At 41.3% G+C, this 22,668-nt stretch carries 13 protein-coding genes, 21 tRNA genes and 2 rRNA genes; 34 read left to right on the top strand and 2 right to left on the bottom strand.

Features of this window, described 5'->3' with window-relative positions; genetic code table 11:
* Positions 1 to 127 precede the first annotated feature (127 nt).
* The 23 genes from CEQ21_RS17140 (at position 128) to CEQ21_RS17250 (ending at position 5,280) form a co-directional block, all read left to right on the top strand.
* A 23S ribosomal RNA gene (locus CEQ21_RS17140) occupies positions 128 to 3,061 on the top strand.
* 169 nt (positions 3,062 to 3,230) lie between these two features.
* A 5S ribosomal RNA gene (gene rrf, locus CEQ21_RS17145) occupies positions 3,231 to 3,347 on the top strand.
* A 7-nt stretch (positions 3,348 to 3,354) separates the two neighbouring features.
* Positions 3,355 to 3,430, top strand: a tRNA-Val gene (locus CEQ21_RS17150).
* Between the two features lie 5 nt (positions 3,431 to 3,435).
* A tRNA-Thr gene (locus tag CEQ21_RS17155) sits at positions 3,436 to 3,511 on the top strand.
* A 19-nt stretch (positions 3,512 to 3,530) separates the two neighbouring features.
* A tRNA-Lys gene (locus tag CEQ21_RS17160) sits at positions 3,531 to 3,606 on the top strand.
* Between the two features lie 4 nt (positions 3,607 to 3,610).
* Positions 3,611 to 3,695, top strand: a tRNA-Leu gene (locus tag CEQ21_RS17165).
* A gap of 17 nt (positions 3,696 to 3,712) precedes the next feature.
* Positions 3,713 to 3,787: transfer RNA gene (locus CEQ21_RS17170), tRNA-Gly, on the top strand.
* 14 nt (positions 3,788 to 3,801) lie between these two features.
* Positions 3,802 to 3,890: transfer RNA gene (locus CEQ21_RS17175), tRNA-Leu, on the top strand.
* Between the two features lie 18 nt (positions 3,891 to 3,908).
* Positions 3,909 to 3,985 (top strand) — tRNA-Arg (locus CEQ21_RS17180).
* Between the two features lie 6 nt (positions 3,986 to 3,991).
* Positions 3,992 to 4,068: transfer RNA gene (locus CEQ21_RS17185), tRNA-Pro, on the top strand.
* Positions 4,069 to 4,083: 15 nt separating this feature from the next.
* Positions 4,084 to 4,159: transfer RNA gene (locus tag CEQ21_RS17190), tRNA-Ala, on the top strand.
* Between the two features lie 28 nt (positions 4,160 to 4,187).
* A tRNA-Met gene (locus CEQ21_RS17195) sits at positions 4,188 to 4,264 on the top strand.
* Positions 4,265 to 4,284: 20 nt separating this feature from the next.
* Positions 4,285 to 4,361, top strand: a tRNA-Ile gene (locus tag CEQ21_RS17200).
* 9 nt (positions 4,362 to 4,370) lie between these two features.
* A tRNA-Ser gene (locus tag CEQ21_RS17205) sits at positions 4,371 to 4,463 on the top strand.
* A gap of 21 nt (positions 4,464 to 4,484) precedes the next feature.
* A tRNA-Met gene (locus CEQ21_RS17210) sits at positions 4,485 to 4,558 on the top strand.
* A 4-nt stretch (positions 4,559 to 4,562) separates the two neighbouring features.
* A tRNA-Asp gene (locus CEQ21_RS17215) sits at positions 4,563 to 4,639 on the top strand.
* A gap of 21 nt (positions 4,640 to 4,660) precedes the next feature.
* Positions 4,661 to 4,736, top strand: a tRNA-Phe gene (locus CEQ21_RS17220).
* 34 nt (positions 4,737 to 4,770) lie between these two features.
* Positions 4,771 to 4,846 (top strand) — tRNA-His (locus CEQ21_RS17225).
* 20 nt (positions 4,847 to 4,866) lie between these two features.
* Positions 4,867 to 4,940 (top strand) — tRNA-Gly (locus tag CEQ21_RS17230).
* A 6-nt stretch (positions 4,941 to 4,946) separates the two neighbouring features.
* Positions 4,947 to 5,023 (top strand) — tRNA-Ile (locus tag CEQ21_RS17235).
* An 8-nt stretch (positions 5,024 to 5,031) separates the two neighbouring features.
* Positions 5,032 to 5,106 (top strand) — tRNA-Asn (locus CEQ21_RS17240).
* Positions 5,107 to 5,114: 8 nt separating this feature from the next.
* Positions 5,115 to 5,205, top strand: a tRNA-Ser gene (locus CEQ21_RS17245).
* 3 nt (positions 5,206 to 5,208) lie between these two features.
* Positions 5,209 to 5,280 (top strand) — tRNA-Glu (locus CEQ21_RS17250).
* 144 nt (positions 5,281 to 5,424) lie between these two features.
* Here the strand turns inward: CEQ21_RS17250 and CEQ21_RS17255 are convergent.
* A complete protein-coding gene (locus tag CEQ21_RS17255) occupies positions 5,425 to 5,637 on the bottom strand; it encodes a hypothetical protein (RefSeq protein ID WP_127736756.1) in 213 nt (70 codons plus the stop codon).
* Between the two features lie 310 nt (positions 5,638 to 5,947).
* Between CEQ21_RS17255 and glgB the strand changes: the two genes are divergently transcribed.
* The 5 genes from glgB to CEQ21_RS17280 are packed head-to-tail and all read left to right on the top strand — an operon-like array spanning position 5,948 to position 13,880.
* The gene (gene glgB, locus CEQ21_RS17260) at positions 5,948 to 7,888 is read left to right on the top strand and encodes a 1,4-alpha-glucan branching enzyme (RefSeq protein WP_185765579.1); all 1,941 of its coding nucleotides are present in this window, start codon (positions 5,948 to 5,950) and stop codon (positions 7,886 to 7,888) included.
* Positions 7,836 to 8,981, top strand: coding sequence for a glucose-1-phosphate adenylyltransferase (locus CEQ21_RS17265; protein ID WP_185765580.1), 1,146 nt, complete (start codon positions 7,836 to 7,838; stop codon positions 8,979 to 8,981). Before glgB ends, CEQ21_RS17265 begins: the two co-directional genes overlap by 53 nt.
* A gap of 27 nt (positions 8,982 to 9,008) precedes the next feature.
* Entirely contained in the window at positions 9,009 to 10,037 is a 1,029-nt protein-coding gene (locus CEQ21_RS17270) for a GlgC family sugar phosphate nucleotidyltransferase (protein WP_185765581.1), read from the top strand.
* Positions 10,034 to 11,485 carry a glycogen synthase GlgA gene (glgA, locus tag CEQ21_RS17275; protein ID WP_185765582.1) on the top strand — a complete coding sequence of 484 codons (1,452 nt, stop codon included), beginning with the start codon at positions 10,034 to 10,036 and terminating at the stop codon, positions 11,483 to 11,485. The genes CEQ21_RS17270 and glgA overlap by 4 nt, the downstream gene beginning before the upstream one ends.
* Positions 11,475 to 13,880: a glycogen/starch/alpha-glucan phosphorylase gene (locus CEQ21_RS17280; RefSeq protein ID WP_185765583.1), complete on the top strand. Its 2,406-nt coding sequence runs from the start codon at positions 11,475 to 11,477 to the stop codon at positions 13,878 to 13,880. Before glgA ends, CEQ21_RS17280 begins: the two co-directional genes overlap by 11 nt.
* Before the next feature lie 50 nt (positions 13,881 to 13,930).
* Here the strand turns inward: CEQ21_RS17280 and CEQ21_RS17285 are convergent, their stop codons facing one another.
* Positions 13,931 to 14,668, bottom strand: coding sequence for a TraR/DksA C4-type zinc finger protein (locus CEQ21_RS17285; protein WP_185765584.1), 738 nt, complete (start codon positions 14,666 to 14,668; stop codon positions 13,931 to 13,933).
* A gap of 334 nt (positions 14,669 to 15,002) precedes the next feature.
* Between CEQ21_RS17285 and CEQ21_RS17290 the strand changes: the two genes are divergently transcribed.
* The 6 genes from CEQ21_RS17290 to CEQ21_RS17315 all read left to right on the top strand — a co-directional run bounded on the left by CEQ21_RS17290 (position 15,003) and on the right by CEQ21_RS17315 (position 22,661).
* The gene (locus CEQ21_RS17290) at positions 15,003 to 16,379 is read left to right on the top strand and encodes an isochorismate synthase (RefSeq protein WP_185765585.1); all 1,377 of its coding nucleotides are present in this window, start codon (positions 15,003 to 15,005) and stop codon (positions 16,377 to 16,379) included.
* The gene (menD, locus tag CEQ21_RS17295) at positions 16,376 to 18,115 is read left to right on the top strand and encodes a 2-succinyl-5-enolpyruvyl-6-hydroxy-3-cyclohexene-1-carboxylic-acid synthase (RefSeq protein WP_185765586.1); all 1,740 of its coding nucleotides are present in this window, start codon (positions 16,376 to 16,378) and stop codon (positions 18,113 to 18,115) included. Before CEQ21_RS17290 ends, menD begins: the two co-directional genes overlap by 4 nt.
* Positions 18,112 to 18,924 (top strand): 2-succinyl-6-hydroxy-2,4-cyclohexadiene-1-carboxylate synthase, encoded by an 813-nt coding sequence (menH, locus tag CEQ21_RS17300; RefSeq protein ID WP_185765587.1) that lies wholly within the window; start codon positions 18,112 to 18,114, stop codon positions 18,922 to 18,924. The genes menD and menH overlap by 4 nt, the downstream gene beginning before the upstream one ends.
* Before the next feature lie 43 nt (positions 18,925 to 18,967).
* Positions 18,968 to 19,786, top strand: a complete 819-nt coding sequence (gene menB / locus CEQ21_RS17305; RefSeq protein WP_144458477.1) for a 1,4-dihydroxy-2-naphthoyl-CoA synthase — start codon at positions 18,968 to 18,970, stop codon at positions 19,784 to 19,786.
* Positions 19,787 to 19,922: 136 nt separating this feature from the next.
* A complete protein-coding gene (locus CEQ21_RS17310; protein WP_185765588.1) occupies positions 19,923 to 21,392 on the top strand; it encodes an o-succinylbenzoate--CoA ligase in 1,470 nt (489 codons plus the stop codon).
* A gap of 33 nt (positions 21,393 to 21,425) precedes the next feature.
* Positions 21,426 to 22,661, top strand: coding sequence for an NAD(P)/FAD-dependent oxidoreductase (locus CEQ21_RS17315; protein WP_185765589.1), 1,236 nt, complete (start codon positions 21,426 to 21,428; stop codon positions 22,659 to 22,661).
* Positions 22,662 to 22,668 lie beyond the last annotated feature (7 nt).

The following is a 22,668-nucleotide window of genomic DNA, read 5'->3' on the forward strand; positions in this document are numbered from 1 at the left end:
ATTTTGTTCCTTGAAAACTAGATTATGTATAGTAAGAACCAAGAAAAAAACCGAGTAATCGCCATCTTAGATTCTCTATTAAATTAGAGAAATTGAGGGTAAAGAGTAACATCTTTAGCCAAAATCAAGTTAAGTTAGAAAGGGCGCACGGTGGATGCCTTGGCACTAGGAGCCGATGAAGGACGGGACTAACACCGATATGCTTCGGGGAGCTGTAAGTAAGCTTTGATCCGGAGATTTCCGAATGGGGAAACCCGCTATCCGTAATGGGATAGCATCGTTACTTGAATACATAGAGTAACAGAAGGCAGACCCGGGGAACTGAAACATCTAAGTACCCGGAGGAAGAGAAAGCAAACGCGATTCCCTTAGTAGCGGCGAGCGAAACGGGATTAGCCCAAACCAAGAGGCTTGCCTCTTGGGGTTGTAGGACACTCTACATGGAGTTACAAAGGAACGGGGTAGATGAATAGGTCTGGAAAGGCCAGTCACAGAAGGTAAAAACCCTGTAGTCGAAACTTCGTTCCCTCCTGAGTGGATCCTGAGTACGGCGGGACACGAGAAATCCCGTCGGAAGCAGGGAGGACCATCTCCCAAGGCTAAATACTCCCTAGTGACCGATAGTGAACCAGTACCGTGAGGGAAAGGTGAAAAGCACCCCGGAAGGGGAGTGAAATAGATCCTGAAACCGTGTGCCTACAAGTAGTTAGAGCCCATTAATGGGTGATAGCGTGCCTTTTGTAGAATGAACCGGCGAGTTACGATTACATGCAAGGTTAAGTTGAAGAGACGGAGCCGCAGCGAAAGCGAGTCTGAATAGGGCGATAGAGTATGTGGTCGTAGACCCGAAACCAGGTGATCTACCCATGTCCAGGGTGAAGTCCAGGTAACACTGGATGGAGGCCCGAACCCACGCACGTTGAAAAGTGCGGGGATGAGGTGTGGGTAGCGGAGAAATTCCAATCGAACTTGGAGATAGCTGGTTCTCTCCGAAATAGCTTTAGGGCTAGCCTCAAGGTAAGAGTATTGGAGGTAGAGCACTGTTTGGACTAGGGGCCCCCATCGGGTTACCGAATTCAGACAAACTCCGAATGCCAAATACTTATCCTTGGGAGTCAGACTGCGAGTGATAAGATCCGTAGTCAAGAGGGAAACAGCCCAGACCACCAGCTAAGGTCCCAAAGTATACGTTAAGTGGAAAAGGATGTGGAGTTGCTTAGACAACCAGGATGTTGGCTTAGAAGCAGCCACCATTTAAAGAGTGCGTAATAGCTCACTGGTCGAGTGACTCTGCGCCGAAAATGTACCGGGGCTAAACGTATCACCGAAGCTGTGGATTGACATCTATGATGTCAGTGGTAGGAGAGCGTTCTAAGGGCGTTGAAGCTAGACCGTAAGGACTGGTGGAGCGCTTAGAAGTGAGAATGCCGGTATGAGTAGCGAAAGATGAGTGAGAATCTCATCCACCGAATGCCTAAGGTTTCCTGAGGAAGGCTCGTCCACTCAGGGTTAGTCGGGACCTAAGCCGAGGCTGAAGAGCGTAGGCGATGGACAACAGGTTGATATTCCTGTACCAACTTATGAATCGTTTGAGCGATGGGGGGACGCAGGAGGATAGGGTAAGCGTGCTGTTGGATTAGCACGTCCAAGCAGTTAGGCTGGTAATGAGGCAAATCCCATTACCGTGAAGGCGGAGCTGTGACGGCGAGGGAAATATAGTACCGAAGTTCCTGATTCCACACTGCCAAGAAAAGCCTCTAGCGAGATTCAAGGTGCCCGTACCGCAAACCGACACAGGTAGGCGAGGAGAGAATCCTAAGGTGAGCGAGAGAACTCTCGTTAAGGAACTCGGCAAAATGACCCCGTAACTTCGGGAGAAGGGGTGCTCTTTTGGGTGCAAGCCCGAGAGAGCCGCAGTGAATAGGCCCAGGCGACTGTTTAGCAAAAACACAGGTCTCTGCGAAGCCGTAAGGCGAAGTATAGGGGCTGACACCTGCCCGGTGCTGGAAGGTTAAGAGGAGGGGTTAGCGTTCGCGCGAAGCTCTGAATTGAAGCCCCAGTAAACGGCGGCCGTAACTATAACGGTCCTAAGGTAGCGAAATTCCTTGTCGGGTAAGTTCCGACCCGCACGAAAGGTGTAACGATCTGGGCACTGTCTCAACGAGAGACTCGGTGAAATTATAGTACCTGTGAAGATGCAGGTTACCCGCGACAGGACGGAAAGACCCCGTGGAGCTTTACTGTAGCCTGATATTGAATTTTGGTACAGCTTGTACAGGATAGGTAGGAGCCTTGGAAGCCGGAGCGCCAGCTTCGGTGGAGGCATTGGTGGGATACTACCCTGGCTGTATTGACATTCTAACCCGCACCCCTTATCGGGGTGGGAGACAGTGTCAGGTGGGCAGTTTGACTGGGGCGGTCGCCTCCTAAAAAGTAACGGAGGCGCCCAAAGGTTCCCTCAGAATGGTTGGAAATCATTCGTAGAGTGTAAAGGCACAAGGGAGCTTGACTGCGAGACCTACAAGTCGAGCAGGGACGAAAGTCGGGCTTAGTGATCCGGTGGTTCCGCATGGAAGGGCCATCGCTCAACGGATAAAAGCTACCCCGGGGATAACAGGCTTATCTCCCCCAAGAGTCCACATCGACGGGGAGGTTTGGCACCTCGATGTCGGCTCATCGCATCCTGGGGCTGTAGTCGGTCCCAAGGGTTGGGCTGTTCGCCCATTAAAGCGGTACGCGAGCTGGGTTCAGAACGTCGTGAGACAGTTCGGTCCCTATCCGTCGTGGGCGTAGGAAATTTGAGAGGAGCTGTCCTTAGTACGAGAGGACCGGGATGGACGCACCGCTGGTGTACCAGTTGTCTTGCCAAAGGCATAGCTGGGTAGCTATGTGCGGAAGGGATAAGTGCTGAAAGCATCTAAGCATGAAGCCCCCTCGAGATGAGATTTCCCATAGCGTAAGCTAGTAAGATCCCTGAAAGATGATCAGGTTGATAGGTTTGAGGTGGAAGCATGGTGACATGTGGAGCTGACAAATACTAATAGATCGAGGACTTAACTAAAATAAGTGTGCTTCAATGCCATTTGGCTTCTGTAGCTGCACAAAAGATTACTCACTTTTTCTTCTTACAACATAATCTAGTTTTCAGGGAATAAAAATCTTTGAAAAAATAAAAAAAGTGTTGCAAAACACTGAGAGATAAGATATAATAATACTTGTCTTGAAAAAAGTCTGGTGGCGATAGCGAGAAGGTCACACCCGTTCCCATACCGAACACGGAAGTTAAGCTTCTCAGCGCCGATGGTAGTTGGAGGTTCTCCTCCTGTGAGAGTAGGACGTCGCCAGGCATATAACGGAGGATTAGCTCAGCTGGGAGAGCATCTGCCTTACAAGCAGAGGGTCGGCGGTTCGATCCCGTCATCCTCCACCATATACGCCGATGTAGCTCAATTGGTAGAGCAACTGACTTGTAATCAGTAGGTTGGGGGTTCAAGTCCTCTCGTCGGCACCATCTTTCTTGAAAAAGAAACGAGTCATTAGCTCAGTTGGTAGAGCATCTGACTTTTAATCAGAGGGTCGCAGGTTCGAATCCTGCATGACTCACCATAATGCGGGTGTGGCGGAATTGGCAGACGCACTAGACTTAGGATCTAGCGCCGCAAGGCGTGGGGGTTCGACTCCCTTCACCCGCACCATTTAATTTAATAATCGAGCGGAAGTAGTTCAGTGGTAGAACATCACCTTGCCAAGGTGGGGGTCGCGGGTTCGAACCCCGTCTTCCGCTCCAAATATGAAAACAATGCCGGGGTGGCGGAACTGGCAGACGCACAGGACTTAAAATCCTGCGGTAGGTGACTACCGTACCGGTTCGATTCCGGTCCTCGGCACCATTGTTTTTTAAGAAATTAGCGCCCGTAGCTCAATTGGATAGAGCGTCTGACTACGGATCAGAAGGTTATGGGTTCGACTCCTTTCGGGCGCGCCATATATACGGGAAGTAGCTCAGCTTGGTAGAGCACTTGGTTTGGGACCAAGGGGTCGCAGGTTCGAATCCTGTCTTCCCGACCATGAAACACCTATATTGGGGCCTTAGCTCAGCTGGGAGAGCGCCTGCCTTGCACGCAGGAGGTCAGCGGTTCGATCCCGCTAGGCTCCACCAATTAATTGTTAATATCTATTTGAATAATGGCGGCGTAGCTCAGCTGGCTAGAGCGTACGGTTCATACCCGTGAGGTCGGGGGTTCGATCCCCTCTGCCGCTACCATATTCTTTTGGAACTTGTTTGGACCTTTAGCTCAGTTGGTTAGAGCAGACGGCTCATAACCGTCCGGTCGTAGGTTCGAGTCCTACAAGGTCCACCATGATATCGAGGAGGAATACCCAAGTCCGGCTGAAGGGATCGGTCTTGAAAACCGACAGGCGGGTCAAACCGCGCAGGGGTTCGAATCCCCTTTCCTCCTCCATTTTAAATAAAGTATTATCGTCGCGGGGTGGAGCAGTCTGGTAGCTCGTCGGGCTCATAACCCGAAGGTCGCAGGTTCAAATCCTGTCCCCGCAATAATGGTCCGGTAGTTCAGCTGGTTAGAATGCCTGCCTGTCACGCAGGAGGTCGCGGGTTCGAGTCCCGTCCGGACCGCCATTATAATTTAAAAAGTATTAAGGCTCAGTAGCTCAGTCGGTAGAGCAAAGGACTGAAAATCCTTGTGTCGGCGGTTCGATTCCGTCCTGAGCCACCATTAATGCCATCGGCGTTAATAAAAAAACATCATGGCGGTTGTGGCGAAGTGGTTAACGCATCGGATTGTGGCTCCGACATTCGTGGGTTCGATTCCCATCAGTCGCCCCATATTTTCATATTTTAATAACGCGGGTGTAGTTTAATGGTAAAACCTCAGCCTTCCAAGCTGATGTCGTGAGTTCGATTCTCATCACCCGCTCCATTATATGGGCCTATAGCTCAGCTGGTTAGAGCGCACGCCTGATAAGCGTGAGGTCGATGGTTCGAGTCCATTTAGGCCCACCATATATTGTTCCGCAGTAGCTCAGTGGTAGAGCACTCGGCTGTTAACCGAGCGGTCGTAGGTTCGAATCCTACCTGCGGAGCCATTTTTTTTGGGGAAGTACTCAAGAGGCTGAAGAGGCGCCCCTGCTAAGGGTGTAGGTCGCGTAAGCGGCGCGAGGGTTCAAATCCCTCCTTCTCCGCCATTCGGCCCATTGGTCAAGCGGTTAAGACACCGCCCTTTCACGGCGGTAACACGGGTTCGAATCCCGTATGGGTCATACTAAAATAGAAAGAGCTGTTGGTTAAGATGCCAACAGCTCTTTCTATTGCTTTCATTTATTTTTACCTGTGGATAACTTAAAAACACTAGACTTTAAAAGATTAAAGTCTGGTTATATTAGTAAGATAGGGCAAGTATTTATTTAAAACTTGCCCTTTTTTATGTCCTCTTCTAATTTGTCTCTGTCCGTCATTAATTTTTGACCAGGATTATTTAAGTCAAAATCAGAGAACATGCCTGTGTTAGGACCCCTAAAGATATCTGTAGCTAGAATTTTTTTGTCCGGTGCATCAAAGTATGGATTCGGATCTTTCTGGTTTTGTTCCAATAGATATTCTTCTTCACTTTTACTCATTAGGAAACCCCTCCTTCTTTCTTACCTTTATATCCTTTCTAAAATGAATATAAACTATGTTATAAAAATCATCAGCGTTTTTTGCATGACTAAACATAAAAAGTTATTTAATGTCATAAAATTTTAAAAAAACAGAAAAGGGTTTATAACAACACTAATAGAATATTACATTTAATTGAACCATTTTATCCTTATACAAATTATTTCCCCGTAGGAGTGATGTAGTTTTAAAACTAGCAAAAAAGGGAAAATGGTTTGTACAATTTATAATTTTTGCAGTCGAATTAAATCAATAGTCAAAGAAAGTAGGATGAATGTGGAGACAGTATTCCCAACTGAATTTCAGCAGCATTTATTTCATGAAGGTAATCTATTTGAAAGCTATCAATTGTTTGGATCTCATGTAAAGGAAGAAAACGGGAGATTATGTACTGTTTTCTGTGTGTGGGCACCGAATGCTCAAACAGTCCGACTAGTAGGAGATTTTAACAATTGGAATGGCGAGGGATTTGACCTTCAAAAAATAAATAAAGAAGGAATATGGCTTATAAGTATTTCCGAGGATCTAACTGGTGCTATATACAAATATGAAATTACCGGTCAAGATGGTAAAAAACAGCTTAAAGCTGATCCATATGCCTTTTATTCGGAAGTAAGGCCAAATACAGCTTCTATCGTTTATTCACTGGAAGGTTACGAATGGAATGATGCGAAATGGGTTCAAAAAAAGAAGAAAAAACAATTTTTGAAAGAGCCTGTATCCATTTATGAGGTGCATTTAGGGTCTTGGAAATTAAAAGAAGACGGCTCGCTGTATACATACAGAGAATTAGCAACGGAGCTTATTCCTTATGTTATGGACCTTGGCTTTACTCATATAGAGATATTACCGATAGTCGAGCATCCGTTAGATATCTCATGGGGTTACCAAGGAACTGGCTATTATTCTGCAACAAGCAGGTTTGGAGAGCCAAAGGATTTTATGTACTTTGTGGATCAATGTCATCAGAATGGTCTTGGAGTCATCTTGGACTGGGCACCAGGACATTTTTGCAAGGATGCTCATGGTTTATATCAATTTGATGGTTCCAGTCAATTTGACTATCCCAATGCTACAGACAGAGAAAATCTTGTATGGGGAACAGCTAACTTTGACCTAGGAAGAATGGAAGTACATAGCTTTTTAATCTCAAATGCAATTTTCTGGATGGATTATTATCATATTGATGGTTTTAGGGTGGACGCTGTTTCTAAAATCATTTACTGGCCGAATTCTACTGATGATACAGTGAACCCTTATGGAATTGACTTTTTACAAAAGCTAAACACAACAGTATGCCAATATGACCCTACTGTTTTGATGTTTGCAGAGGATTCCAGTGATTTACCGCAAGTAACAGCACCTGTCCATTATGGAGGCATAGGCTTCCATTATAAGTGGAATATGGGGTGGATGAATGACTTGCTTTCTTATATGGAAACAGAATCAGATGCTAGAAAGCATGAACATAATAAAATTACTTTTTCCATGCATTATGCCTTTTCAGAAAATTTTGTGCTGCCACTATCCCATGATGAGGTTGTGCACGGCAAAAAATCTCTTCTGGATAAAATGCCAGGTGATTATTGGCAAAAGTTTGCCCAGTTCAGGCTTCTTATCGGATATATGATGGCACATCCAGGAAAGAAGCTATTATTTATGGGTGCAGAACTTGCCCAGTTTTCTGAATGGAAGGATAAAGAGCAGCTTGATTGGATGTTAATGGATTTTGACATGCATCAAAAAGCAAATGTCTTTTTTAAAGAAGCATTAAAACTGTATAAACGCTCTAAACCTCTATATGAATTGGATCATCTTCAGGAAGGTTATGAATGGATTGATGCCAATAACCACGAACAATCGATCTTCTCCTTTATCAGGCAAGGAGAAAAGGAGGAAGATTTCCTAATAGTAATCTGCAACTTTACTTATCAAACGTATGAAGAGTATTTAATCGGTGTACCAAAGGCCGGAAGCTACCGAGAAATATTAAACAGCGATGAGGAACGGTTCGGCGGAGCCAATTATATAAATAAAAAAATTATAAAGGCCAAAGAGAACTCGTTCCATGGGAGGCCATATTCAATTCCAGTGACGATTCCAGCTTATAGCATCATCATCTTACGGCCAGTCCAACATCGGAAGGGGAGAAAAGAGAATGGGAAAGAAACGGTGCGTCGCAATGCTATTAGCGGGAGGAAAGGGAAGTAGACTTTACTCTTTGACAACAAACCTGGCTAAGCCAGCCATTCCATTTGGGGGCAAATATCGAATCATTGATTTTACTTTGAGCAATTGCTCTAATTCAGGAATCGAAACCGTTGGTGTGCTGACTCAATATCAGCCCCTCGTCTTAAACTCTTATATAGGGATAGGCAGTGCATGGGATTTAGATAGGGTAAATGGAGGCGTCACCGTATTACCTCCTTACAGTGAATCTTCAGAAGTGAAATGGTATACAGGAACAGCAAGTGCTATTTACCAAAACCAAAATTATCTTTCTCAGTATGATCCTGAATATGTGCTTATTCTTTCCGGTGACCATATATATAAAATGAATTATGAATCAATGCTAGACTATCATATTCAAAAACAAGCTGATGCTTCTATTTCGGTCATTGAAGTTCCGTGGCATGAAGCTAGCCGATTCGGTATTATGAACACGAATGATAAAATGGATATCATTGAATTTGAAGAGAAGCCAAAAAAGCCAAAAAACAATCTCGCATCAATGGGCATTTACATATTTAAATGGAAAGTGTTGAAGGAATTGCTGGAAGAAGACGATGAAAACGGCAATTCTACCCATGACTTTGGAAAAGATATCATTCCAATGCTTATTGAAAAGCAAAGAAAGGTTGTCGCTTACCCATTCAAGGGCTATTGGAAGGATGTTGGTACAGTACAAAGTTTATGGGAAGCAAATATGGACTTATTGGATGATTCAAGCGAATTAAATATCTCCGATTATAACTGGAGAATATACACAGTTAATCCTAATCATCCACCCCAATATATTTCGAGTGATGCGATTGTGAAGGAGTCTTTAATAAACGAAGGCTGCACAATCAGTGGAAATATTGAAAAGTCCATCGTGTTTCAAGGAGTTAATGTGGGCACAGGCTCGATTGTCCGAAGCTCTGTCATAATGCCTGATGCTCGGATTGGTGAAAATGCTTATATTGAAAAGGCCATTGTTCCATCTGAAATTGAGATACCGGATGGAATGGTTATTAAGCCAAATGACGGTACTGATGATGTTGTACTAGTAACAGAAGAGATGGTTAATGCATTTGTATCCTGACAAACAGAGAATAGGGAGGGGTTTTCAGTGTTAAAAACAATGCTAGGGGTAATTGATGCAACAACATATCATCATGATTTGGAAGAATTGATTTCGCACAGGACACTTGCTGCCTTGCCAATTGGCGGAAGATATAGGCTCATAGATTTTGTCCTCTCAAATATGGTGAACTCCGGAATAGGAAGTGTAGCGATTTTTCCTAAGTACCAGTACAGATCCTTAATGGATCATCTTGGTTCAGGAAAGAATTGGGATTTGGATAGAAAAAGAGATGGATTATTTTTCTTTCCTGCTTCTATAACGGACGGAGATAGCGAAGGGATAGGTTCCTTCAATCAGTTTGCCGCAAATATGGATTATTTCTACCGCAGCAAACAAGAATATGCTTTAGTAGCAAATTGCTTCACTGTTTTTAACATGGACTTTAACCCCGTCCTTATTCGGCATTTGACATCAGGATGTGATATAACGGAAATCACGAATAACGGTGCTTCGTTGGAAATCTATCTTATCAAAAAATCATTATTAATAGACTTGATTTTGACACGGGATATCACTGGTTATACATGCATGAAGGACGTCATGCTTGACCATAATCATGAATACAAAATATGTCATTATGAATACAATGGCTATGCAGAAAAAATATCCTCTATTTCTACCTACTATGAAGTAAGCAGGGACATATTGAATGCAGAAACATGGAAACACCTATTTATTAAGGAGCGGCCAATTTTTACGAAGGTAAAGGATGAACCACCGACTCGTTATACAAGTACAGGCGAAGTAAAAAACTCCATGATTGCAAATGGCTGCATTATTGAAGGAGAGGTTGAAAACAGTATCATTTCAAGAGCTGTGAAAATCGGTAAAGGATCTCGCGTAAAAAACTGCATTATTATGCAAAAATGCTCTATAGGTGATAATTGTGTATTAGAAAATGTAATTTTAGATAAAGATGTTACGGTAGGAAATGACACGGTAATGACTGGAAGTAAAAATACACCATTTGTCGTTAGAAAAGGGACAGTGCAGGGAGCGTTGATGAATTCGTGAAAGTTATGTTTGCAGTATCAGAATGTGTACCATTTATTAAATCAGGAGGACTGGCAGATGTAGCTGGTTCTCTTCCGAAAGAACTTGTGAAACAAGGAACAGAGGTTACTGTCATCATGCCAAAATACAGAGATATTCCAGAGAAGTATTTAGGCGATTTGGAGAAGGTGATGGACTTCCGTGTTCAGGTTGGCTGGAGAAACCAGTATTGCGGTATTGAAAAGCTACAGCAGGATGGCATTACTTTTTATTTTATTGACAATGAATACTATTTTAACAGACAGGGATTATACGGTTATTTTGACGATGGAGAAAGATTTTCTTTCTTTAATAGAGCAGTGCTGGAAAGTCTCTCTTATTTATCTTATTACCCAGATATTATTCACTGTCATGATTGGCACACTGCCATGATTCCATTTATGCTGAATGTAGACTATAAGTGGAGAAGAGAATACAGTCAAATCAAGACAGTATTCACTATACATAATCTTCAGTTCCAAGGAATTATGCCAAGAGGGGCTCTTGGAGATATGCTGAATATAAATGACGATCATTTTACGACAGACCAGTTAGAGTTTTATGGGAATGTTAACTTTATGAAAGCAGCATTGATTGCTTCTGACAAGGTAACGACCGTTAGTCCAACATATATGAATGAAATACAAACAGATTATTACGGGGAGAAGCTTAATCAGCTTCTGGAATTAAGACAAAGTGATTTAACTGGAATCATCAATGGGATAGACGAGGAAGTATATAATCCTGCAACAGATGATGTCATTATTCAAAATTACTCGAATACAAATATTAGTGGAAAGGTCCAAAATAAGCTTCATATCCAAAAGTTGTTTGGGTTAAAAGAAGATGAATCTATACCGGTCATTTCCATGATAACAAGGCTGACAAGTCAAAAAGGACTTGAGCTAGTCCGCCATGTCTTCCATGAAATTATGGAGGAGAATGTGCAGTTTATTGTGCTAGGCACAGGTGATCCTGAATTCGAAAATTTCTTTAGAGAAATGGAGTTCAAATATCCCGATAAGTGCAAAGCGTATATTGGTTTTGATGAAAACTTGGCACATAAATTATATGCAGGAGCAGATCTTTTCCTGATGCCTTCCAAGTTTGAACCATGCGGGCTTGGCCAGTTAATTGCATTGCAATACGGGAATATCCCTATCGTCAGAGAGACAGGGGGATTAAATGACACAGTGTTTTCATACAATGAAGCTACGAATAGCGGAAATGGTTTTAGTTTCACTAATTTTAATGCTCACGACATGCTCTATACTATCCGCAGAGCCTTAAACATCTATGAAGACAAAGACGTATGGAGCACTATTGTTAAGAACGCAATGACAATGGATAATAGCTGGGCACAGTCAGCATTTAAGTATAACCAATTATATGCTGAGCTTATCTCAAGGAGTGAAACACATGTTTTCTGACAAGGAAAATTTCAAAACTTACTTTTTGCAAAAGCTTGAGATGACTTACGGCAAACCGTTTGAAGATTGCACTAACAGCGATCACTTCCAGACATTAGGACATATGATCAGGGAGTATGTAAGCGGAGATTGGATTAATACAAACGAACTTTACCGAAGAAACAAAGGAAAACAAGTGTATTATTTATCAATAGAATTTTTATTGGGAAGATTACTGCATCATAATTTAATTAACTTAGGTATTGATAAAGTAGTAGAGGAAGGGTTTGCTGATTTAGGAATAGACCTTTCTGATATTGAAGAGATTGAATGTGATGCAGGTCTTGGCAATGGAGGACTTGGAAGGCTTGCGGCTTGTTTCCTTGATTCATTGGCTACTTTAAATCTCCCAGGTCATGGTTTTGGAATCCGTTATAAGCATGGCTTATTTGAACAGAAAATTGTTGACGGATATCAGCTTGAGCTGCCGGAGCAATGGTTAAGGCAAGGGCAAGTTTGGGAAGTACGTAAGGAGGACTTAGCAGTTGATATTTCCTTCTGGGGGCATGTAGATTCCTATGAGAAAGATGGAGTATTACAGTTTCGGCATTTGAATGCTGAAACTGTAACTGCTGTTCCTCATGATATACCTGTAATCGGATATAACAGCAGTACGGTTAACACGCTCAGATTGTGGAATGCTGAGCCCGCCTCTCTCCTTGCAAAGGATGTAGCAGACATCATGAAATACAAAAGGGAAACAGAAGCAATCTCAGAATTCCTGTACCCGGATGATGCACATGATGAAGGGAAAATATTGCGCTTAAAACAGCAGTATTTTTTAGTTTCTTCCAGCCTTCAGTCCATTATAAAGGACTATAAGCAACAATATAAAGACATCAAGGATTTTCATGAGCATGTTAGCATTCATGTGAATGATACACATCCCGTTTTAGCAATTCCAGAGCTTATGAGAATTTTAATTGATAAAGAAGGACTAAGCTGGAATGATGCTTGGACCATAACAACAGGTGCAATATCTTATACAAATCATACAACCTTGTCTGAGGCTTTAGAGAAATGGCCGATTTCAATTTTTCAGCCATTATTGCCAAGGATTTATATGATTATTAATGAGATAAATGAACGCTTTTGCCAACAGCTGTGGGATATATATCCTGGTGATTTTAACCGAATTGAAAATATGGCTATCATAGCACATGGCATGGTGAAGATGGCTCATCTGGCATTAGTAGGAAGCCATAGTGTAAATGGTGTAGCGGAAATCCATACAGAGATTCTGAAAAAGAGAGAAATGGCAGAGTTTTATCAAATTTTCCCTGAGAAATTTAATAACAAAACAAATGGAATTACACATAGACGCTGGCTGATAAAGTCAAATCCAAAGCTTGCAAATCTTATAAGCAAAACAATCGGGACAGAGTGGATTGAGACGCCTGCAAACCTCGAAAAGCTATTAGCTTATAAACAAGACTCATCATTCCTAGAACAGCTTTCCACAGTTAAACAGGAAAATAAACAGAAGCTAGCGAATATCATAAAGGAAAGTAATGGTATCATTGTTGATCCTCATTCTATCTTTGATATCCAAGTGAAGAGGCTGCATGCATACAAGCGGCAATTGTTGAATGTCCTGCATATCATACATCTATACAACCGCCTTAAAGAGAATCCATCCTTATCTATAACTCCTAGGACATTTGTATTTGGAGCCAAGGCATCGCCTGGTTACTATTATGCGAAAAAGATTATTAAGTTAATTAATGCTGTAGCGGAAAAAATTAATCAAGATAAAACGATAGAAGACAAATTAAAAGTAGTATTTTTGGAGAATTACCGTGTTTCTCTTGCAGAGCATATTTTCCCGGCAGCAGATGTAAGTGAACAAATTTCTACTGCAAGTAAAGAGGCCTCTGGAACAGGCAATATGAAGTTTATGATAAATGGTGCCTTGACCGTTGGAACACTTGATGGAGCTAATATTGAAATGAGAGATTTGGTCGGGAATGATAATATTTTCATATTTGGTATGAATGCAGATCAGGTGCTTGAATTGTATAAAAATGGTGGATACAAGTCAGCTGAATATTATCATCATGATAAACGAATTCATCAAGTTGTTGATCAGTTGAAAAATGGCTTTTTCTCAACAAATATTAATGAATTTGAACCGATTGTTGATTCGTTGCTGACAGAAAATGATCAGTATTTCCTGCTGAAGGATTTCCATTCTTATGCATGTGTTCAGGAGGCTGTTGACAAAGCCTATCAGGACAAACAAAAATGGCTTGAAAAGTGTACCGTCAATATTGCAAAAGCTGGTCATTTCTCCAGCGACCGAACGATTAAGGAATATGCAGAGGAAATATGGAATATTAAAGGGCTAGTACATTAAGAAAAACAGATAGATGCGATTGTCAGACTTTCGTCAGACAATCGCTTTTTTTATTTGTTCTCATCATCTATATAGCTGTCTCTATTTTTGTATGGAATATCGCCAAATGGAGCATCAACGTCAGAATCTTCCAGCGTATTTTCATATTCCTTCTCTTTGTCTGTTCGATAACCCCCTTTTTCTTGAACAGCTGCATCGTTTGCAGAAAAAGATTCATATTCCTCTGGGAAGCCGTCATTAGGGTCATTATCAGTATATAGGCTATTATAATCTTTATAGTCACCTCTTAAATCGGCGGGTGTTTCAGAAGTACCGTAGCGGGCAACCTCTTGAAAACTGTCTTCATAATCTCGGATTTCGGCATTGTCGCTATGTGTAAAAACATTGCCGTGAGCAGGCTCTAATATCTCTTCTTCAACAGGTCGGTCTTGGGCAATTTCGCGATCACTGTATTCTTTCAAAGTAGTAGCAGTCGGAATAGCTTCTAATCTTTCATAAGGAATTTCTTTTCCCGAAACCTTACAGACTCCATAGCTTCCGTCTTCAATTGCTTGAAGTGCAGCATTAATCTTGTCCAATTCGTCTTGGTCATGCTCTTCTAATGCTTGATCTCTTCCGCGTTCAAATAACTCTGTGCCCAAATCAGCAGGGTGGTTATCGTAGGTCGATAATTCACCGATAGAATCCTGCATCGTTTCTTCTTCTTTGTCATCTAATCTATTTGTCAATTGCTCTTTTTGTTCCTCTAATTGCTTTTGCAATGACGATATTTGTTCTTTTGTAAGCATTCTAGTCACATCCTTCAAATAGTTGATTGTAAAAAGCATCTATTGTCCATACTGTACAGTTCCCGCCTGTATACTACTTAAAACATGGAGTGATAAGTAAAAATACCAATTTCCGTAAACAATAAGAGACATAAGCAGAAATCCAATTTATCGAATAGGGATTAGCACAATATGGGACTAGATCATTGACATAACACGAAATAGAGGTGTATCTTAAAATAAGTTAAATTGAACATTTGTGAGCATATGAAATAGATATATCGCAGTTCAGTTCAAGGTCACGCAATGCGAAAAAAGATTGTATTGCAGATCTTTTAGGGGGATTTACAAGGTAATGAAAGAAAGTAAAGGACTTCTGTTAGAAGGCAGTGAATTAAATACTTCCACTTCTATTTTAAGAAGTAAGGTGATAAAGCTGGAGCAAAAACAAGATTTTATAACAATTTTTGCCCAGAATGATCAATATAAAGGAAAACGATTTTTTTGGAAAAGTCCTGATGGAGCATCGGTATTTGCCGGCATTGGGATTTGTAAAATGCTTCAATCCAATGGAATGGAGCAGATATATGAAGCGATAGAAAAGGAATGGCAAGAGCTTCTCGATGGAAGTGAAATTAATAATCCATTCCAGACAGCAGGTGTCGGTCCAATGTTGTTTGGCGGCTTCTCATTTGATCCTAAAAAGACACGAACACATCTTTGGGATAATTTTAAAGATGCTCATTTTTATTTGCCTGCGATTATGTTCAGTGAAATAGATGGAGAGCAGTATGTTACAGTCAATCAATACGGAAACGGGAATGATTTAGTAGAAGCTATCCAAGCTTGTTTCGAGGAACTTGAAAAAAGCGGAGATACATCTGCAGTAAACACAAGTGCTAATAAATTGTTGGACAGTAAAGAAATTAATGGTGAACAGTGGAAAATGATGGTGACAGAGGTTGTCGAGGACCTAGGACAATCCTTAAAAAAGGTTGTTTTGGCAAGAGAAAGCAGATTAGTTTTTGAACAAGATATTAAGACAGAAACTGTACTAGAAAATTTGCTGAACAGGCAAAAAAACAGCTATGTTTTTGCATTAGAATCAGACAAAGATTGTTTTATTGGAGCTTCACCAGAAAGACTTGTCAAAAAAGCAGGAAAACAAGTCTTTTCCGTATGCTTGGCCGGGTCTATTGCTCGGGGAATGAATGAAGAAGAAGATTATTCCTTAGGACAGGAACTGATGAATGATCCGAAGAACAGAGTGGAGCATGATTATGTCGTGCAAATGATAAGGTCTGCAATGGAAAAGGTGTGCAGCACATTTGATATACCGAATGAGCCGCGTCTTTTGAAAATGAGGGATATTCAGCATCTATTTACACCAGTGACTGGAACGCTGAAGAAATCAGCTTCTGTATTAGCTCTGATTAAATTATTGCATCCTACACCGGCATTAGGTGGATACCCGCAAGCACTGGCAATCGAAAAAATTCGCGAGGCTGAAATGTTAGACAGAGGTCTATACGGAGCGCCAATTGGCTGGCTTGATTATCGAGGCAACGGGGAATTTGCTGTAAGCATCCGTTCAGCCCTTATCCAAAAAAATGAAGCCTCTTTGTTTGCAGGCTGTGGTGTCGTTAAAGATTCAGATGCTGAAATGGAATTTAAGGAAACGGCAATTAAATTCAAGCCGATGCTTTCTGCATTAGGAGGTCATTTAGGATGAACCATCAAGAAAACTTAACCGCTTATTTACAATCATTTGTAAATGAGTTAATCCGAAACGGGATAAAAAATGCTGTTATAAGTCCCGGTTCTCGTTCAACACCGATTGCTTTGTTAATGGCTGAGCATAGTCAAATGAACGTACATGTTCATGTAGACGAGCGCTCTGCCGCCTTTTTTGCTTTAGGAATGGCAAAGGCTCTGAAGGAACCGACTGTGCTAGTGTGCACTTCAGGTACTGCTGCAGCCAATTATTTTCCTGCTATTGTCGAGGCGAAGATTTCAAGAATTCCACTGATTGTTCTGACTGCAGACAGGCCTCATGAATTAAGGGATGTAGGTGCACCGCAAGCAATCGACCAGGTAAATCTTTATGGAAACCAGGTGAAATGGTTTATGGAAATGTCACCGCCTGATGCAGCTCCTGAAATGCTTCGTTATGTGAAAACAGTTAGTTCGAGAGCAGTTGCATCAGCCATGAAGGAACCAAAAGGGCCAGTGCATTTAAATATGCCGTTTCGCGAACCTCTGATTCCAGATTTTGACAACTTAAGAAAGTATGAGAACGAAAGCCGTCATGTGGAAATTATGAATGGAACGTTAACTGTGGCAGATGAATATATAAAAGGGCTTGCCCAAAGACTTGAAGGGATGAGTGAAGGAATTATTGTTTGCGGTGAAATAGACAAGGAGAATTTTTCTGCTGCGATTTTGGATTTGGCAAAAGAGCTTGATTTTCCGATACTAGCAGATCCGCTATCACAGCTGCGTTCGATTGATGATCCAGATAATTTGATTGTCGATACATATGATGTGTTTTTACGGAACGATGCTGTAAAGCAAGTCTTAGCTCCTGAGGTTATCATTCGTTTTGGAAGCATGCCTGTGAGTAAACCTCTTACTTTATATATGAAGCAATCGGAAGCACTGCAAATAGTTGTTGACGGTGGCGCTGGTTTTCGTGATCCTAATCAGCTGACTTCTGAAATGATTTATTGTGATGAAACAATATTTTGTAGGAAGCTTGTGGAACATGTTAAGAAAAACAAGCACAATGATGGGCAGCTATGGAAGGACATCAATGAAAAAACAAAACAAGCACTTAGTCAGGTTGCAAATATAAGTGAATTAAGTGAAGCGAAATTATTTCACTTATTAGCTGAGCTGCTACCAGATAATTCGGTGTTATTTGTCGGCAACAGTATGCCTATTCGTGATTTAGATACGTTTTTCCATAAACAAAAGAAAAATATTTCTATTTATGCGAACAGAGGAGCAAATGGGATTGATGGAACAGTGTCAACAGCACTCGGGGTTGGTGCTGCAAAACAGCAGCCATTGTATTTAGTACTTGGAGATTTGACGTTCTTCCATGATATGAATGGTCTTATCGCTGCAAAACAATATAATGTGCCAATTACAATCATTCTCATTAACAATAATGGGGGCGGGATCTTCTCCTTTTTACCGCAAGCCCAGCATCCGAAACATTTTGAATTATTGTTCGGTACACCATTAGATATTCATTTTGAACATATCATCAGGATGTATGGCGGGAAATACAATGCTGTCGAGGATTGGGATCATCTTAAGTCTTTATGTGCTTCAAGTGAAGATTTTGGCATTAGATTATTCGAAATAAAGACAAATAGAGATGAAAACTTAAAAGAACACCGTCAGATCATGGCGAAAGTTTCCCAGGAAATACAACATTATTTGAGAGACGACAAAAAATGAATATAGTGGTCGATCATATTTCATATCATGTCGAAGTTTATGGTAAAGGACCTCCGCTAATGCTGTTACACGGCTTTACTGGAGATTCTAGTACGTGGACGCCTTTTATTCCGGTTTTTGCAGCAAACCGGCAGATTATTGTCATGGATATAATCGGACATGGCCAAACTGCCTCACCTGCAGAGAAGCACCATTATCATATAGAACATGCGGCATATGTTATGAAAAAAGTGCTTGAATCGTTAAAAATAACTTCCGTCGATCTTTTAGGCTATTCAATGGGTGGTCGGCTTGCGCTCTCATTTGCAGCTATATATCCTGAGATGGTATCGAAGCTGATACTTGAGAGTGCAAGCCCTGGACTTAAAACAGAAGAGGAAAGAAAAGAAAGACGAATACAGGATAAGCAATTAGGAGAGTATATTTTAACGAGTGGCCTTCTTAATTTTGTGAATAGATGGGAAAATATCCCGCTGTTTGCCACACAGTCTCGTTTAAGTAAAGCTGTTAAGGAACAAATAAGAAGCCAAAGACTTTCAAATAATGCACTTGGACTTGCTAATAGCTTGGAGCAGATGGGAACAGGCTCTCAAGTTTCCTGGTGGGATAGGCTTGAAACGCTTAATTGTCGGACATTGCTGATAACTGGAGACTTGGATAAAAAGTATTGCCAGCTAGCGGCAGAGATGCGAGAAAAGAATAATTGTATGGAATGGATTAATGTAAAGGATGCTGGCCATGCAATTCATGTGGAGAAACCGAAAATTTTTGGTACAATAGTAAGTGAGTTTTTGTCGAATAGCAGTTGAACAAGAAATTAAATTCGGCAAAATATAAAGGGAGGCAATAAAAATGGCAGTAGAATGGGTTGCTGTGCGCAATTATGACGAAATAATGTATGAAACATACAACGGCATTGCAAAAATAACAATCAACAGGCCGCATGTACATAATGCTTTTACACCAAAAACAGTAAATGAATTAATTGATGCTTTTGCAAGAGCAAGAGATGACAGCAGTGTTGGGGTAATTATCTTAACTGGTGCTGGTGAGAAAGCATTCTGCTCAGGTGGAGACCAGAAGGTAAGAGGACATGGTGGTTACGTTGGGGAAGATCAAATTCCTCGTTTGAATGTTCTTGACCTGCAACGATTAATTCGTGTTATTCCAAAACCGGTTATCGCAATGGTTAAAGGATACGCGATTGGCGGCGGTCATGTACTTCATGTAGTATGTGATTTAACAATCGCTGCAGACAATGCAGTATTTGGTCAAACAGGACCAAATGTAGGAAGCTTTGACGCAGGTTACGGTTCTGGCTATTTGGCACGTATTGTCGGTCATAAGAAAGCAAAAGAAATTTGGTTCTTATGCAGACAATATAATGCACAGGAAGCACTGGATATGGGACTTGTAAACACGGTTGTTCCTTTAGAGCAAGTTGAAGAAGAAACAATCAAATGGTGTGAGGAAATCCTTGAGAAGAGTCCAACTGCTTTACGTTTCTTGAAGGCAGCATTTAATGCTGATACAGATGGTCTTGCAGGGATCCAGCAATTTGCCGGAGATGCTACGCTTTTATACTATACAACGGATGAGGCAAAAGAAGGACGCGATTCCTTTAAGGAAAAACGCAAGCCAGATTTTGGTCAATTCCCACGTTTCCCTTAATGGTTAAGGGATAAAATGAAAAGGGTGACTCTTAGCATCTAACTTCCGCTCCAGCTAGAGAGAAAGGAAGATAGATGAGAGTCGCCTTTCTTTAATTTACAAATAAATAATTAGTAATGTTAAAGGGGAGAATTATATGGGAGAAATACTTCCTAATTTCCTGAAAAATCGTGCTTCTTTAACTCCTAACAAAGAAGCAATTGTTTACAATAAAAATCGTTTAACCTTTCATGAGCTATATGAAAAAGCATACTATACAGCAGGGGTATTGGCTGCAGAAGGAATCACAAAAGGGGACTATGTTGCTTTTTTAGTGAAAAACGATCTCCACACAGTAATTTCTCTTCTTTCTCTTCAGCTGCTTGGTGCAAGAGCAGTACTCTTGAATAATCGGCTTACAGCAAGTGAATTGCTGTATCAAATAAAAGACTCTAGTTCTCTGTTTCTTATTGCAGATAATGATTTTCGGACAAAGGCAGAGGACGTGCTCCGTAACGCTTCCTCCTTAAAAGTCATCTTTCAAAAAGAGTTGGAAACAAAGCCTTTTCAGCAGCCTTTCGTTCAGGAAACAGTGCATTTAAATGAAACATGTACAATTATGTATACGTCTGGTACAACCGGATTTCCAAAAGGTGTGATTCAAACATATGGTAATCATTGGTGGAGTGCTGTCGGGAATGTTTTAAATGCAGGATTAACAGAAAATGATGTTTGGCTGTGTACTGTTCCTATCTTTCATATAAGTGGCTATTCGATCTTAATGCGGAGTCTTCTGTATGGAATGAAGGTTATCCTTCATGAATCATTTGATGAAAAACGAGTGCTTGCAGATTTGGTGCAGGAAAAAATAACAATTATGTCTGTCGTAACAACAATGCTGAATCGAATTGAAAAGGCTGCAAATGGTGCGTTCCCTGACTATTTCCGCTATATGCTCCTTGGCGGCGGCCCTGCTTCTATTGAGTTAATATCGAGCTGTATGAATAAGGGAATACCTGTTTATTATTCGTATGGAATGACAGAAACCTCATCTCAAATCGTTACATTACCTCCTGAGGATGCCGCAAGAAAGATTGGCTCTGCAGGCAAGCCTTTATTTCCCGCCCAGCTGAAAATTCTCGATGAAAAAGGGAATGAGCTAGGAGCAAATGAAGCTGGGGAGATAGTTGTATTTGGACCTAATGTGTCAAAGGGATATTTAAACAAAGGCCCTCACTCTGTTGATGGCTGGTTTCATACAGGGGATATTGGGTATAAAGATTCAGAAGGCTTTCTGTATGTTCTCGATCGGCGCTCTGATTTAATTATATCTGGGGGCGAGAATATTTATCCAGCAGAAATAGAAGCTGTCTTATCCTCCATTACAGGTATAAAGGAAGCGGGTGTAGTTGGAATGGATGACCGAAAGTGGGGACAAGTTCCAATCGCTTTTGTCGTATGTGAGGAAGGGACGGAGGTTCTTGCAGCACAAGTTTTGGAGGTATGTAAAAGAAGATTAGCTTCCTATAAGCTACCGAAGGAAATCCGTTTTATTGAAGAACTTCCGAGGAATGCCTCCAAAAAAATCGTGAGAAGAACATTACGAGAATGGATTAAGCCGCACTAAAAACTAATTAAAATTAATTAGGGGGCAATCATAATGGAGCCAAATTTGTATCATGGAAATTTGTACTGGCCGCAAACACTGGAATACATTCCATCCTATCCTGCTCTTGCAGAGGATATCGTATGTGACGTGCTTATTGTAGGTGGCGGGATGTCAGGTGCAATTTCTGCTAATATCCTTTCAAAGGAAGATTTAAAGATAGTTGTTGCAGATAAACGAAAAATTGCGCATGGCAGCTCCTCGGCAAATACAGGGCTTCTTCAATATTCTAATGACATGATGCTTCATGAATTTGCCCAGTCAATTGGTGAGGAACAGGCTGTGAGATTTTACCGTCTCTGTTTTGAGGCGATGAAGGATCTTAAAAGCTTAGCGAGCTCTCTTAAAGAGGATGTTCAGTTTAAGCCAAGAAAAAGCTTGTATTATGCAAGTACGGAGCATGATGCAGCCAAACTGCAAACAGAATATAATATGTTAAAAAAACATGGCTTTCCTGTTGAATATTTGCATGAAAAGGATATTAAGGAACGATTTGGATTTTCTAAACCTGCTGCCATCTTAACAGATGGAGATGCAGAGGTTAATCCTCAGAAGTTTGTTATGCAACTTATGAAAGAGGCAGCTTCACAAGAGAACGTTCAAGTTTTTGAACAAACAGAAATGAAAGAGCTAGGATTTAATGATGGCTATTGGCATTTTAAATCCAATAAGGGAGCGACAATACGAGCGAAAAAGGTCATTTATTCGACTGGGTATGAGGCAGCACTTCATACAAACAAGCTTGGTGCAGAACTGAATCGTTCCTTTGCGATTGCGACTACACCTTTACAATCCTATCCTGGCTGGGAAGACATGAGTTTGGTTTGGGAAACAAAACGCCCCTATTTTTATATGAGAACTACATACGATGGCAGAATAGTGGCAGGCGGACTTGATGAGGATCCGATGGAAGCTCCGACCGATCCAGAAATTATTCAAAAATACGGGGAGAAACTACTGGCAAGAATAAAGGAGCATTACCCTGATTACGACATAGAGGTTGACTATGCTTATGGAGCGACCTTTGGTGAATCTGTTGATGGCAGACCATTTATCGGAAGACATCCAAACAAAGACGGTATTTTTTATTGTTTAGGGTATGGTGGGAACGGAACGGTGTACAGCATGTTTGGGGCAAAAATGATACGTGAAATGATTATGGATGGCCATCATCCTGATGAGGAACTAGTTGCACCTGACAGACCAATTGATAAATCTGCATCGAACTAAAAACGCA

Source organism: Niallia circulans (assembly GCF_007273535.1).
GTDB classification, from domain to species: domain Bacteria; phylum Bacillota; class Bacilli; order Bacillales; family Cytobacillaceae; genus Niallia; species Niallia circulans_B.